The 13,959-nt window shown below is 58.9% G+C and carries 10 protein-coding genes; 4 read left to right on the top strand and 6 right to left on the bottom strand.

The window, feature by feature from the left end; all coding sequences use genetic code 11:
- Position 1 precedes the first annotated feature (1 nt).
- Genes AC1RL4_RS19510 through AC1RL4_RS19490 form a run of 5 tightly spaced genes read right to left on the bottom strand, consistent with a single transcriptional unit; the run spans position 2 to position 5,107 of the window.
- Positions 2–1,597: a GumC family protein gene (locus tag AC1RL4_RS19510; protein WP_028941306.1), complete on the bottom strand. Its 1,596-nt coding sequence runs from the start codon at positions 1,595–1,597 to the stop codon at positions 2–4.
- A gap of 17 nt (positions 1,598–1,614) precedes the next feature.
- Complete coding sequence (locus AC1RL4_RS19505; protein ID WP_019580132.1) at positions 1,615–2,637, bottom strand: polysaccharide biosynthesis/export family protein; 1,023 nt, start codon at positions 2,635–2,637, stop codon at positions 1,615–1,617.
- Between the two features lie 23 nt (positions 2,638–2,660).
- On the bottom strand, positions 2,661–3,305 hold the full coding sequence (locus AC1RL4_RS19500; protein ID WP_019580133.1) for a CpsD/CapB family tyrosine-protein kinase: 645 nt from the start codon (positions 3,303–3,305) through the stop codon (positions 2,661–2,663).
- Entirely contained in the window at positions 3,306–4,052 is a 747-nt protein-coding gene (locus tag AC1RL4_RS19495) for a sugar transferase (protein ID WP_026331782.1), read from the bottom strand.
- A gap of 11 nt (positions 4,053–4,063) precedes the next feature.
- Complete coding sequence (locus AC1RL4_RS19490) at positions 4,064–5,107, bottom strand: NAD-dependent epimerase (RefSeq protein WP_028941308.1); 1,044 nt, start codon at positions 5,105–5,107, stop codon at positions 4,064–4,066.
- Positions 5,108–5,575: 468 nt separating this feature from the next.
- Between AC1RL4_RS19490 and AC1RL4_RS19485 the strand changes: the two genes are divergently transcribed.
- The 4 genes from AC1RL4_RS19485 (at position 5,576) to AC1RL4_RS19470 (ending at position 11,586) form a co-directional block, all read left to right on the top strand.
- Positions 5,576–7,273, top strand: a complete 1,698-nt coding sequence (locus tag AC1RL4_RS19485; protein WP_230175498.1) for a sulfatase-like hydrolase/transferase — start codon at positions 5,576–5,578, stop codon at positions 7,271–7,273.
- A gap of 111 nt (positions 7,274–7,384) precedes the next feature.
- On the top strand, positions 7,385–8,053 hold the full coding sequence (locus AC1RL4_RS19480) for an ABC transporter ATP-binding protein (RefSeq protein ID WP_018925581.1): 669 nt from the start codon (positions 7,385–7,387) through the stop codon (positions 8,051–8,053).
- Between the two features lies 1 nt (position 8,054).
- A complete protein-coding gene (locus AC1RL4_RS19475) occupies positions 8,055–10,526 on the top strand; it encodes an ABC transporter permease (RefSeq protein WP_230175511.1) in 2,472 nt (823 codons plus the stop codon).
- On the top strand, positions 10,516–11,586 hold the full coding sequence (locus AC1RL4_RS19470; RefSeq protein WP_028941312.1) for a lipocalin-like domain-containing protein: 1,071 nt from the start codon (positions 10,516–10,518) through the stop codon (positions 11,584–11,586). The genes AC1RL4_RS19475 and AC1RL4_RS19470 overlap by 11 nt, the downstream gene beginning before the upstream one ends.
- A gap of 501 nt (positions 11,587–12,087) precedes the next feature.
- Here AC1RL4_RS19470 and AC1RL4_RS19465 read toward each other — a convergent pair.
- Positions 12,088–13,956 carry an ATP-binding protein gene (locus AC1RL4_RS19465; protein ID WP_230175497.1) on the bottom strand — a complete coding sequence of 623 codons (1,869 nt, stop codon included), beginning with the start codon at positions 13,954–13,956 and terminating at the stop codon, positions 12,088–12,090.
- Positions 13,957–13,959: the final 3 nt, after the last annotated feature.

Below are 13,959 nucleotides of genomic sequence, written 5' to 3'. Positions count from 1 at the left end.
TTCAATGGCGCACCCAATACATGAAGCTAGGCACGGTCCAGTTCTTGTGCGGGTTGTTCGGCAGGACGTCCTGATCGTTGATCACCAACAGCACCGGCAAGCCCAGTTCATGGGTGATTTGCGCTGGATGTTTGAAGCTGTGATCGAAGAACTCACGCACGTAGACGAAGGCAATCGCCAGCAGCAGTCCGGTCAGCATCCCGAATGGAATGATCAGCAGCGGTTTGGGAAACGCCACCTCGGTCGGTTCGAACGGCGGGCTGAGCACCCGGGCGTTGGACAAATCGCTGTCCAGCGCGCGGGCGGTGCTGCTTTCGGCAAAGCGCTGGGCATAGGTGGAGAACGCCGCGTGCAAGGCATTGATCTCGGTATCCATCTGCTGCAACTTGCTCTGCGCCACTTGCAACTGGTGGATGCGGTTCTTGAACTCGGCGATGCGCGCGGTTTTCTGGTTGATCACCGAGGTGACAATGGCCAGGTCGCTGGTGCGCTCCTGAATCCGGTTGCTGACGATTTTCAGGAACTGCTGGCGGGTGCGGGTAATTTGCTCGCGGGCCAGCAGCATCGGTTCGCTGCCCGGCTGGAACACCGCCAGGTCGTTCATGTAGCGACTGACTTGAGTCGTCAGTGCCTCACCGATCTGCCGGATCTCCCGGTCTTCGAAGGCAATGTTGTCCACCGTGGTGGTGAAGGTGAAGGGGAAGGTGTAGTCGTTGAGCCGAGAGGTATTGTTGGCCGCCGCCAGCGCGGTTTTCAGGTAGTCGAGCCAGCGCTGGCTTTGCAGCAAGCGATCCTGATACTGGTTCAGGTTCTCTTCCTCGGTGTTGATGGCGTTGAGGCGGAAGGTGATTTCTTCCTTCGGATCGGACGCACCGATCTTTTCGAGCAACGCCAGTCGAGTACCTTCCAGGCCATCGAGCCGCACCTGATACTGCTTCTTCTTGGTTTCGTAGAAGCTCTGTGGCAGATCGATCGATTGCAGTTCCTGACGGCTGGCCAGGTAGTTTTGCAACATCGTTGCGACAAACCGGGTGCCTTGGGCCGGATCGCTTGAGCTGTAGATAATGGAGATCACGTTGGAGCCGGGCAGGGTGTCGATCTTCAGGTTATCGATGGCCTCCTGGGTGAAGGTATCCAGGGTGGTGTCCCGCACCGGATCGATTGCAAGCCCGAGCGCGCCGCGCACCGGGTTGATCACGTATTCACGCAAGGGGTTGGTCACGAAACGCTGGATCGGTACGGTCACCAATTTGTTGAAGGCCCCGGGGTTGGGCGTGTATTCGCCTTTGGCCTGCAGGTCACTGATGGTCTGACGGATCAGGGCCGGAGAGCGCAGGATATTGCTCTCGGTTTCCATATCCGCCAGCGATGGCGGAATGAAAGAGGCGTCGCCTTGGGTCAGGGATGTGGTGGCGTCTCCCTGAGAGAGTTTTTTGGACTGCACGAGCACCTGCGCGGTGATATCGAAGCTCTGTTTCAGCACCAGTGGCAGGAGCAGGGCGATCACTGCAAAGATCAGGAAGATTCGCTTCACCAGCCGCTTGTTGGCGAAGAAGATCCTGAAGAACTCATGCAGGTAGTTTTCCTTTGGGTTCATAGTCGGTCACCTGAGAGTTAGTTGTTGCTGCCTTTGTTGTCGACGCGGTAGCCGAAGGTGAAGCCCACCCCCTGAAACAACACCACATCGGCCAGTTGCCGCGCGAGCTCACCGGCACTGGCCAGTTTGGTCTTGGGCACGTAGAGCATGTCGTCCGGTTGCAGGTAAGCAATCTGCGACGCGTCACCGGACAAGGCTTTCTCCACGTCGTAGTGCACAGCCTGCACCTGGTTGCCGTTGCGGCGCATGATCACCACTGAATCGAGGCGCGCCTTGACGTTGGTGCCACGGGCCAGGGTCAACGCTTCGAGCACTGAAACCGGGCGGCGAATCGGATAGGAGCCCGGCTGCGCGACTTCACCCAGCACATAGATTTCATTGCCCGACGTGGATTTGAGCATGACGTCGACGGTCATCCGTCCCGGCAATTGCGCATAACGTTGATTGAGGAACGTTTCCAGTTGGTTCACGGTCATGCCTTGCAGCGGCACGGAGCCGATTTCCGGAAAACTTGCATAGCCGTCGTTGCCCACGGTGATCTCCCGGCTCATGCCGGTAGCGGGGTGGTTCAGGGCGCTCTTGAGGTTTTGCTCGTTGCTCAGCGGGCTGGTGACCAGCACGGTCAACTGGTTGCGATTGGGCTGGAACAGGGCTTTGCGGTTATAGGCGCGCTGGATTTCCTCCCGGGCCTGGACCGAGGTCATCCCACCGATTTTCACCGAGGTGTTGGCCCCCGGCAGTTCGATGGTGCCATCGGGCAGCACCAGTTGCGTGCCGTTGAGCTGGCTGGCCGCAGTGAAGTTCAGCGCGACCTGGTCGCCGGGCTGAATGCGGTAAGCCTCCGAGCCACTGGTGCTGACGTGGAAGATCACGTCCAGCACGTCCTTGGGCCGCAAGGTCTGTTCGACCTTGGGCATATCGGTGGCCTGGGCGTTGGCCGGCTCGGCCGTGAGGATCTGCACCGGCATGTTTTGGGTTTCACTGGTGCTGGAGCAACCTGCAAGCGGTAGCAACAGCAGGACAAGCACTTTGGCATTCATGACTTCATCCTTCAGGTGGGTGCTTACAGGTTTTTGTAGAGCCATTTGGGCATGTAGTACTTGCGCCGGTTGAAGACGCTGCCCACCAGTTTCGCGCCGGCCTGGGTCAGGCGTTGGGCCGCGGCCTGGGCCACTTCCCAGCGGGTGTCTTCCGCACGCACCACCATGATCACGCCGTCCACCAAAGTGCTGATGACCAGGGTGTCGACGGCCTCATACACCGCATCGCCGTCGATCACCACGAAGCGATACCGATCGACCAACTGTTCGAGCAACGGGATCAGCTGTTCGCTGGTCAGGTGCTCGGTACCGCGGATGTGCCGCCCGTTCGGCAGGATGTGGAAGGGCAGGCTGGAGACGGTCACCAGGCAGTCCTGCAGCAGCGGCGGGGAATCGTTGAACAGCAGGTCGCGAAAGCCGCGCTCTTTGCTCAGCCCCAGCTGTTGCGTGAGATTGCCCGTCGACTGACTGGCGTCCACCAGCAGCACTTGGCCGTTGCTCATTGACGCCAGTTGGCTGGCCAGCGCCAGGGCACTGGTGGTGGTGCCCGTGCCTGCGTTGGCAGCGGTCAGAAAAAGGATCCGCAGATCCAGGTCGAGCACGGTCGAGGTCAGGTTGGACTCGCTCGGGCTGGCGATGGTCAGGCTGTTATTCGATGAACCGTCCATTTAACTCGCTCCGTGGCCGTTGAACACGATGAAGGGGGTTTTCAACAGAATCTTCAGATCAAGCAACAGGCTCTGCTCGGCGATGTACGTGAGGTCCAACTCAACGCGCTGGTCGAAGTCGATATTGCTGCGCCCGGAGATCTGCCACAGACCGGTCATGCCGGGGTAGATGCTCAGGCGTGCAAGGTGGCTGTCCTTGTAACGACGGGCATTGAACGAGGTGGGTCGTGGACCTACCAGGCGCATGTCGCCGCTCACCACATTGATCAGGTTGGGTAATTCATCGAGGCTGCTGCGCCGCAGGAAGCTGCCGATGGGGGTAATCCGCGGGTCGTTGTCGATCTTGAAGTCGATGGCGTCGGCGCCGTGCTTGTTCAGATGCCGCAGGGACTCCTTGAGCTCCTCGGCGTTGGCCACCATGGTGCGGAACTTGTACATGCCGAACATGCGGCCGCGATAACCGGTGCGCTTCTGCACGAACATCACCGGCCCCGGGCTGCTGAACTTGATCGCCAGTGCCAGCCCCAGCAGTACCGGGGAAATCAACAGTAAAATCACCAGTGCACCGAGGCAGGCGAGCACCCGATTGGTGCGCGACAGGGTCCAGGGCCGACCGCCGTTGCGGCCGGTCACCCAGCCGTGACCCTGCACGTGGATCGCCTTGTCGAGGCGCATCCGGTGCTCGGGATCCAGGCGGTTATCATGCTGCATGTGATCGAGCAACATGCCTTTTTCATGTCCAGTCATAGAGTCCTCCGCTAAAGCCCGGCCATGAATGGCGAGTGGGCGCTACGCAGTGGGTAGTAGTCACGGAACCAGGCGATGAATCGTCCGAGTCCTTCATCCAGCTCTATCCGTGGCTGGAAACCGGTGGCCAGTGCCAGATCGCTGGTATCGGCGCAGGTGTTGAGCACGTCGCCCGGTTGCAGGGGCAGTAACTCGACGAGGGCCTTTTGCCCCAGGTGCTTTTCCAGCAGTGCCAGGTAGTCCTTGAGCGCTACCGGCTGCTGTCCGCCAATGTTGTAAATGCGCCATGGCGCCATGCTGCTGGCCGGGTCCGGTTGCTCGCGGTTCCAGTCCGGTGCCGGCTGGGGCGCGCGTTCGACCAGGCGGGCGATGCTCTCGATGATGTCGTCGATGTAGGTGAAGTCCCGCTGGTGCTGGCCGTAGTTGAACAGCTTCAGCGGCTGCCCTTCGGCAATCGCCCGGGCGAACTGGATCGGCGACATGTCGGGCCGGCCCCAGGGCCCGTACACAGTGAAAAAACGCAAACCGGTGCAGGGAATGCCGAACAGATGGCTGTAGCTGTGGGCCATCGACTCGTTGGCTTTTTTGGTCGCGGCGTACAGCGACAACGGATGGTCGACGTTGTCCTTGACCGAATAAGGCGTGTGCTGGTTGGCGCCGTACACCGAACTGGACGAGGCATAGATCAAGTGCCTGACCGGGTGGTGACGGCAGCTTTCGAGAATGTTGAGGAACCCGCTCAGATTGCTGTCGAGGTAGGCCCGAGGATTTTCCAGGGAGTAACGCACCCCGGCCTGGGCCGCGAGGTGAATCACCACTTGCGGTTGTTCACACTCAAACAGTGCGTCGAGGGCCTCGGCATCGGCCAGGTCGACTTTCGCGAGGGGGAAATCGCCGACCTGCTCGCGTACCCAATCCACGCGGTCATGTTTGAGTTGCGGGTCGTAGTAGTCATTGAAGTTGTCCAGCCCGCACACCTGATGCCCGTCGCTCAACAGCCGCAACACACAATGGGCACCAATGAAGCCGGCGGCTCCAGTGACGAGTATCTTCATGATCGTGGCGCCTCTGGAGCTGCCAATGCCGCAGCTTGGATGAGGCCGACGCAACACGTACCCAATACGTTCACGTCCATATTGGCGTGCCTCGTAAGACGGTGGATGTAACTGAAATGAGACTGTCAAAAGGGGTATAGCCCAGCCTTGGGAAAGCGTGTCAGCAAAATGACGGGTAGCGCGGGCTGGAAACCCTGATTTCATGGGCTATTTGGTATCAAGTGCTTGCCGTTGCTGGATTTGTCGTGGTTTTGAGGGGTTTCAAGAAAACGATAAACGGTCGAAAGGCTTGTATTACAAGGGTTACAGGCGTTTTGAAGCGTCAGATTTGAGTTAATGTTTTTTTGACGCTTTTGGCAAAAAACCGGCATTTCTTGCGCTTTCATGGCTCGGTGCTAGTGTCAGAAAATGGCTGATAATCATTGGTTTCCATTTGCCAATGGCAGCCATGGAGGTACTGCATCCACCATGATCCGATACTTCAAGGAACTGTTGCTGGTTCTGTATTTACTCAAAAGCTACGACTATTACCTCGATCGTCTCGAGGCATTGGGCATCGGTTTGCCGATGTTGCTGTATGGCGGGATGTTCGTGGTGCTGACGATCGCGCTGTTCATGACCGCCTATATTCGTCAGACACTGGTCCGTCATTTGTTTGCGTTGGCGCTGTTTGGCTCGGCGATTTTCTTTGACGTGTATACGCACGTGACCGCCAGTTACCTGACCTACAGCAGTTTTGTGTCGCTGGTGTATTCCGGTGGGTTCATTCAGGAAGCGGCTTACCAGTACCGCGATGCGATCATCAGTGCGACGGTCAGTGGCTTGTTGCTGCTGTTGGGTATCGGGCTCAAGCCGCGTCGACGGCTACCATTGCCGGGACCGCTGTTGGTGGCGGCACCGGTGCTCGGCGTGCTGCTGCTCAGTGTCGTGTTGTTCGTGCGGGCCGGCGAGGGCGCCCGTGGCTTGCCGATCATGTACACACCGTTGGCCTATCTGAATCTGTTTACCTACGAAGCGCTGCACAACACCGTCGGCCCGCGCGAGCCGGTGAGCCTGGCGCGCATCGATCGGCCGGTGGGTTACGACATCGTACTGATCATCGACGAGAGCATTTCCGGTAATTACCTGGACATCAACACGCCATTCGGTGTGCACAGCAACCTCAAGGAAGCGCACCCGGGCGTGGACATCTTCAATTACGGCTACGCCGCGTCCATCGCCAATTGCAGCGCCGACACCAACGTCACGTTGCGCTATGGCGGCACCCGTGGCGATTACATGCGGATCAACACCACGCTGCCGTCGATCTGGCAGTACGCGAAAAAGGCCGGGCTGCGCACGGTTTACATCGATGCCCAGCGCACGGGCGGCAACTTGCAGAACCTGATGAGCAATGCCGAGAAGCAGGACATCGACGAGTTCGTGCAATTCGACCAGACCAGCGTGCGTGAGCGCGACATGGCTGCGGCGGCCAAGCTGATCGACCTGCTCAACGACGGCATACCGGAGCTGGTGGTGATCAACAAGGTCGGCGCGCATTTTCCCGTGCACGACAAATACCCAGACGCGTTTATGGCCTACCGCCCGACCTTGCCTCGGGGGCAGTTTGTCGAGGTGGCGGACTCCGGTAAACGCGATGGCTTCAACGGTCAGCCGGATGATTGGGTGCTGTACCGCAATGCCTACAAAAACACGGTGCTGTGGAATGTCGGCGAGTTCTTCTCACGGGTTTTCACCCAGGCGGATTTACGCAATGCGTTGCTGATCTACACCTCGGACCATGGGCAGGATCTGCATGAACGCGGTAACCCGGGGCTCAACACTCACTGTGGCAGTGACCCGGTGGAGGAAGAAGGGTTGGTGCCGTTGGTGGTGATCTCGGGCAGCGATTTGAAGACGATGGACTGGCAGGCGCAGTTGCCGGCCAACAAGGACCGCTCCAGTCACTACAACATCTTCCCGACGTTGTTGCAGTTGATGGGCTATGACCTGGCGGGGGTCGAGGCGGTGTATGGCAAACCGTTGAGCGTGTCGACGGCGGATGATTTCACTTTCAACTATCGCTTCAATGCGCGGCTCGGCGCTGTGCCTGCGTGGAAGTACATCGATCTGAAGAGCATTGTGACGCCGGGGCCAGTGGTGCCGAGTGTGGCGGTGGGGGAGTGAGATTTTGATGAGATGACCTGGCCTTATCGCGAGCAGGCTCGCGATAAACGATAACGCGGTCCTGCTGCCGTCCGCTATCCTAGGCCCACTGCCTTCAACGAGCCTCCTCTCATGCTTTCGGTCCAGGGCGTCTTCAAAAGCTACGCCACCCCCCAAGGCCCTTTGCCGGTATTACAAGGCGTCGACCTCACGTTGAAACCCGGCAGCAGCCTGGCGTTGATGGGCGAGTCGGGCAGTGGCAAAAGCACCTTGCTGCACCTGATCGCCGGCCTGGACAAGGTCGATCGCGGCAGCATTCGCAGCGGCGAGCATCGGCTGGAACAGATGAACGAAGGCCAATTGGCCCACTGGCGGCGCACCGAAATCGGCCTGGTGTTTCAGCAGTTCAACCTGATCGGCAGTTTGCGGGTCGAGGACAATCTGGCATTTCAGGCGCGTCTGGCCGGGCGCCACGATCCGCGCTGGCAAGCGCATCTGGTGCAGCGTCTTGGGTTGGTGGATCTGTTGCAGCGCTATCCGGAACAACTGTCTGGCGGGCAACAGCAACGAGTTGCGCTTGGCAGGGCGCTGGCCTCGCAACCGAAACTGCTGCTGGCCGACGAACCCACCGGCAGCCTCGATGAAGCCACCAGCGATGAGGTGTTGAAGTTGCTGCTGGAGTTGCTCGACGACAGCCCGACGACGTTGTTGATGGTCACCCACAGCCCCAGAGTCGCCGCGCGGCTGGCGGAAAAAGTGGTGCTGCATAATGGCCGTCTGGCTGGCGCGGACGAGCGCTGAAGTGCGGGTTTTTCGCGAGACATTGCGGGCGCTGCTCAGCCATTGGCGGCAACATCCGGTGCAATTTTTCAGTGTGCTGACCGGGCTCTGGCTCGCCACCAGCCTGCTGACCGGCGTGCAAGCGCTGAACAGTCAGGCACGGGAAAGCTACGCGCGGGCCAGTCAGTTGATCGGTGGCGAACCTCAAGCCAGCCTCAGTGCGCCCGGCGGTGGGGTGTTCCCTCAGCAATTGTTTATCGACCTGCGTCGCGCGGGTTGGCCGGTATCGCCCGTGTTGCGAGGCCGGGTGACGCTCAAGGGCCATGAAGACCAGCGCTTGCAGCTGATGGGTATCGAACCGGTGTCGTTGCCGGCCGGTTCCGCAGTGGCCGGGCAGGCGTTGCCGATCGAGCAGGTCGTCGAGTTCTTTACGGCGCCGGGCAGCACCTGGATCTCGCCGCAGACCTTGCAGGCGTTGGGCTTGCACGAAGGTGAAACACCGACGGCCGAGAGCGGCATCGCCTTGCCGCCACTGCGTGCCCAACCCGACATGGCCCCCGGTGTGTTGCTGGTGGACATCGGCTTCGCCCAGCAGATTCTGCAATTGCCCGATCAACTGTCACGTCTGTTGCTGCCCAAGGATTTCACCGCGACCCTGCCTGATCAGTTCAAGGGCCAACTCCAGCTCATCAGCAGCGGCGAAGAAAACAATCTTGCGCGCCTGACCGAGAGCTTCCATCTGAACCTCGATGCCTTGGGCTTTCTGTCGTTCGTGGTTGGCCTGTTCATCGTGCACGCGGCGATCGGCCTGGCGCTGGAGCAACGTCGAGGTTTGCTCAGAACCCTGCGCGCCTGTGGCGTCAGTGCGCGAATGTTGATTGCCGGCCTCGCCGTCGAGCTGGGTGGTCTGGCGTTGATCGGTGGTGTCGCCGGTGTGCTCAGCGGCTACCTGCTGGCTGGCGTGCTGTTGCCGGACGTCGCCGCCAGTTTGCGCGGCTTGTACGGCGCCGAAGTGCCGGGACAGTTGAGCCTCAGCCCGCTGTGGTGGTTCAGCGGCATCGGTCTGAGCTTGCTCGGCGCGTTGCTGGCAGGCGCCAACAGTTTGCTGCGCGCAGCGCGTTTGCCGCTGCTGGCGCTGGCCGATCCGCAAGCCTGGCATCAGGCCCACGCGCGCTGGTTGCGGCGCCAGGGCTGGGTCGCGGCGATGGCTGCGTTGATCGCGGTGTTGGCGTTGATGTTCGGCGACAGCCTGAGCAGTGGTTTCGTGCTGATGGCCGCGTTGTTGATCGGCGCCGCACTGGCCTTGCCGGTGGTGTTGAACAGCGTGCTCAACCGGGTGCTGCGGCGCAGTCGCTCGGTGCTCGGCCAATGGTTCGTCGCCGACTGCCGTCAGCAGTTGCCGGCCCTGAGCCTGGCCTTGATGGCGCTGTTATTGGCGCTGGCGGCGAACATCGGCGCCGGCAGCATGACCGCCGGTTTCCGCCAGACCTTCAACAACTGGCTCGAACAACGCCTGACCGCCGAGTTGTATGTCAATCCGCAAAATCCGGCCCAGGCCCGAGAGCTTTACACATGGCTCAAACAACAACCCCAAGTCAGCGCGGTGCTACCCAACTGGCAAGTGTCGATTCAGTTACAGGGCTGGCCGGCGGAAGTCTTCGGCGTGATCGATCACCCGACCTATCGCCAGCACTGGCCGTTGCTGGAAGCCTTGGGCGACGACCCTTGGGAACGACTGGCCAAGGATGACGCACTGATGCTCAGCGAACAACTGGCCCGGCGGTTGAAGGTACGCCTGGGTGATCACTTGACCATTGCCACGCCCAACGGTCCATGGTCGCCACGGATCGTTGGGATCTACGCCGACTACGGCAATCCCAAGGGCCATCTGCTGGTCAACATCAATCACCTGCTGCGCGGCTGGCCGCAGCTGACACCCAGCCGTTTCAACCTGCGCATCGAGCCCGCGTCGATTCCCGCGTTCCTGGCCGCGCTGCAAGCGCGCTTCGCCCTGGACGACAGCCGCATCGTCGACCAGGCCCGGCTCAAGGGCTGGTCCACGCAAGTGTTCGAGCGCACCTTCGCCGCCACCGCCGCACTCAACAGCCTGACGCTTTGCGTCGCGGGCGTGGCGCTGTTCATCAGCCTGCTGACCCAGAGCCAGAGTCGCCTCGGACAACTCGCGCCCTTGTGGGCGCTGGGCGTGACGCGGCGACAGTTGATGCTGCTCAACCTCGGGCAGACCTGGTTGCTCGCGGTGCTGACATTGGTGCTGGCATTGCCGTTGGGCATCGCATTGGCGTGGTGCCTGGACGCGGTGATCAACGTGCAGGCCTTCGGCTGGCGCTTGCCGCTACGGGTGTTTCCACTGCAACTGTTGCAGTTGATGGGCCTGGCCTTGCTCGCCACGTTGCTCGCGTCGGCGTGGCCGTTGTACTCGCTGTATCGCACGCAACCGGCGGATCTGCTGAGGACGTTTGCTCATGAAGATTAAAGTCGGCGTGTTGTTACTGGCGTTGCTGAGCGGCTGCGACAACACGCCTGCGCCGGAAAAAGGCTTCGCCGGCCTCGGCCATCAGGCCACCGCATTTACCCCGGTGGTGCCCGGGCGAGAATTCAGTTTCCCGGCGGACCACGGCGCCCACGATGGCTTTCGCATTGAATGGTGGTACGTCACCGCCAACCTCAAGGACGATCAGGGGCGCGAGTTCGGCGCGCAATGGACGCTGTTTCGCAGCGCCTTGAAAGCGACGCCCGAGCAACTTGGCTGGGCCAATCAGACTATCTGGCTGGGCCACGCGGCCGTGACATCCGCCACCGCACACCATGCTGCCGAACGCTATGCCCGAGGCGGTGTCGGCCAGGCCGGAGTGATCCTTAAGCCGTTCAATGCATGGATCGATGACTGGCGTTTCAGCAGTCAGGCCACCGACGAAAACCCGCTGGCAGACCTGCAACTCAGCGCCCGCGACAAAACGTTCAGCTACCAGCTGCGACTGACCTCAACCCGGCCACTGGTGCTTCAAGGAGACAAAGGCTTCAGCCAGAAATCCGAACAAGGCCAGGCTTCGTACTACTACAGCCAGCCTTTTTTCCAGGCCAGCGGCACCCTCGAAATCGACGGCAAAACCTACACGGTCAACGGCCCGGCCTGGCTCGACCGAGAGTGGAGCAGCCAACCGCTGACCGCCAACCAGACCGGTTGGGACTGGTTCTCCCTGCACCTGGACAGCGGTGAGCAAGTGATGCTCTACCGCATGCGGCAAAAGGACGGCGCGCCATACCTCACCGGCACCTGGATCGACGCTCAGGGGCAGACGCAGTTGCTGCACGCCGACGACATTCGCCTCACACCGCAAGATACCGCCAAGGTCGCCGGGCGTTCGATGCCTGTGCGCTGGTCGATCAACATCCCGGGCAAGCACCTCGAAATTACTATCGACGCCCTCAACCCCAAGGCCTGGATGGACTTGCGCATTCCTTACTGGGAAGGGCCGGTGCGGCTGAGCGGCAGTCATGGGGGGCAGGGGTATCTGGAGATGACCGGGTATTGAGTTGGAGCTCTCGACGCCACGTTATTCGGTGAAATTGAAAGATCTGAACGTAGGGTAGAGCGTTGTGCTGACCTGTAGCGATGTGCTGAAAGTGGCCTGCCAGCACCCAAGCTGATCATTACTTGTACGTATTGATTGTTCTTGTGCGGATAGCTGTATAAGAACAATCAATTTTAATGGTCGAACCGGTGCGTTTAGGAAGTTTGTAGACGTTGTGTAAGCGGGGCCTTACGAAATATTACGTGCATAAATTTCATGTTTGTACACGAGGACATATCTGCCAAATTCTATTAAAATCCTTCCCGTTCGCCCGGTGTCAGGGCTCTTTACCGGTGCATGGATTGCCAGGCCATTACACTGGGCGAACACCTTCTTTGGGAGGTGCTGTTTAAAAGTTTCGGATATAAGAATGGGCGACCTTGGGGTCGCCCATTTTTATTGGATGATGGAGCCAATCCGGGTCAGGATACGGTGTACGCCATCAACAGCCAGATTCTGGCGTCAACTTGAAATGGTATTCACTCCCCGCGTGCTGGCCTGGAGCTGCTGTCGGTAATTGGCTGCTCGTTGAAGCACTCGGGTCAAGGACTGAAAGTTTGTCGGTTTGGTTAAAATATCATTGGCTCCGGCGGCCCTGAAACGTTCAATCTCGCTCGAAAAAGCGTTTGCGGTGAAAGCAACGATATAGCAAGTATCGCCCTGCGGTCGTTGGCGGATTTTACGCATAGCCGCTAATCCATCCATAACAGGCATATTGATATCCATGAAAATGATATCCGGAGTCGATGTCATACACTGATTGACCGCCTCCAGGCCATTTGACGCGAGGTCAGGCGTATAACCCAATGCCTGTAACATCGCCAGAGCAACTTTCTGGTTAATTGGATGATTCTCCACCAGCAGGATATCCAGTGGATAATCCTGGGCAAAAGAAGCGTCGAAACCAACCGCTGCCTGATTGCTCTCGATGGGTATCTCCGAAACTGAAAAAAGCTCCATGGGGAGTGAGAAAAAGAACGTCGATCCAACGCCAGGCTGACTGGTAAAGGACAACGTCCCCTGTTGTGCCTCGACCAGATTCTTGCAAATGGAAAGACCGAGCCCGCTCCCGGTAAAGCGTTGACTGGTCGGCCCTTTAAACTGGGTAAAGGGCTTGAACAGGCTGCTTTGCCGAGCCAAGGGGATACCTATGCCGGTATCGCGTATGGAGAAGTCGAGGCGCGCTCGAGGGCCGTAACCACGAGTCGTGACCACGAGTGATACTTGTCCGGCTTCGGTAAACTTGACCGCATTGCCCAACAAGTTGATCAATATCTGGCGAAGGCAATCACTATCGGCTTTGACCCACGGCGGTACGTCCGGTGAGACCTGGGCCTCAAGGACTATTGGTTTGTCCTGAATGTTTTGCCGGATCATTTCAATACTGGATGAAACCAGCACTCTCACGTCGAATACACGAGGCTTCAATTCAAGTTTGCCCGCTTCGATTTTTGCCAAGTCAAGAATATTGTCGATAAGAGACAACAGGGTTCGTCCACTGGTATGAATCGTTTTGACCAGATTGATTTGCTCGGGAGTGAGGGCAGACCCAGCCAACAACTCGGTCGCGCCGATAACCCCGTACATGGGGGTGCGGATTTCATGACTCATGGTGGCCAAGAATCTGGTTTTTGAACGATCAGCGTCCTCGGCGGTATTTTTTGCCTGATTCAATACCTGTTCGTTTATTTGCAATTGCTGAAGATGCGCACGCATGCGTAAAAGACTGAAGGCGAGAAATACCAGAATGGCAAGGAGGATATGGTGCAGGGAGTCCTGATTGAGTTGGTGGTAGTAATCCGCCAACGTCATCTCCGCCCCCACCACATAAACTGTTCCGTCCTGGGACTTCATCGGGACGAAGACAGCGCGAAAGTCTCCCCAGTGATCCGAGTAATCGATCCAGGTGGGCTCGGTGCGCTCAAAACTGTCGAGCAAAGCCTGACTGGCATCGGGATAAGGATCGAAAAAACGTACGAAATTCTGCTCTTGAATTTCTTTTTTCGATGCGCTGGAACTGACTAGATAGGCTTCCCCAGCGCGTTTGACCACGCTGTAGACAAACGCGGTGCCCATGGACTCGTTAAACCGGGAGAGCCGCTGAATGGCATCCCAGTCTTGCGCTTCCGTTTTCGACTGTTTGTCGATCAGATTGTCATGGTAGCGGTCGCCGAGGATGGCCGAAGCGCCCAACGCGGCATGCAGCAGCTTGTTATTAATGTTGTCAGTGAGGATGCCTTGGGTCTCGACGTAAAGGTAGTAGATATAACCACTGACACCTACGATGTAGACCAAAAGTAACGCCCATGTTTTCCGTCTGAGTTTGAACATTCA

The organism is Pseudomonas sp. GW822-FHT07A10 (assembly GCF_058798795.1).
The sequence above is the reverse complement of the archived record's forward strand: the minus strand, read 5'-3'. Positions and strand labels throughout refer to the sequence as shown.

Excerpts from the sequence above, each read along its gene's own strand:
- AC1RL4_RS19510 (WP_028941306.1), bottom strand. The coding sequence starts at position 1,597 with ATGAACCCAAAGGAAAACTACCTGCATGAGTTCTTCAGGATCTTCTTC.
- AC1RL4_RS19505 (WP_019580132.1), bottom strand. The coding sequence starts at position 2,637 with ATGAATGCCAAAGTGCTTGTCCTGCTGTTGCTACCGCTTGCAGGTTGC.
- AC1RL4_RS19500 (WP_019580133.1), bottom strand. The coding sequence starts at position 3,305 with ATGGACGGTTCATCGAATAACAGCCTGACCATCGCCAGCCCGAGCGAG.
- AC1RL4_RS19495 (WP_026331782.1), bottom strand. The coding sequence starts at position 4,052 with ATGACTGGACATGAAAAAGGCATGTTGCTCGATCACATGCAGCATGAT.
- AC1RL4_RS19490 (WP_028941308.1), bottom strand. The coding sequence starts at position 5,107 with ATGAAGATACTCGTCACTGGAGCCGCCGGCTTCATTGGTGCCCATTGT.
- AC1RL4_RS19485 (WP_230175498.1), top strand. The coding sequence starts at position 5,576 with ATGATCCGATACTTCAAGGAACTGTTGCTGGTTCTGTATTTACTCAAA.
- AC1RL4_RS19480 (WP_018925581.1), top strand. The coding sequence starts at position 7,385 with ATGCTTTCGGTCCAGGGCGTCTTCAAAAGCTACGCCACCCCCCAAGGC.
- AC1RL4_RS19470 (WP_028941312.1), top strand. The coding sequence starts at position 10,516 with ATGAAGATTAAAGTCGGCGTGTTGTTACTGGCGTTGCTGAGCGGCTGC.
- AC1RL4_RS19465 (WP_230175497.1), bottom strand. The coding sequence starts at position 13,956 with ATGTTCAAACTCAGACGGAAAACATGGGCGTTACTTTTGGTCTACATC.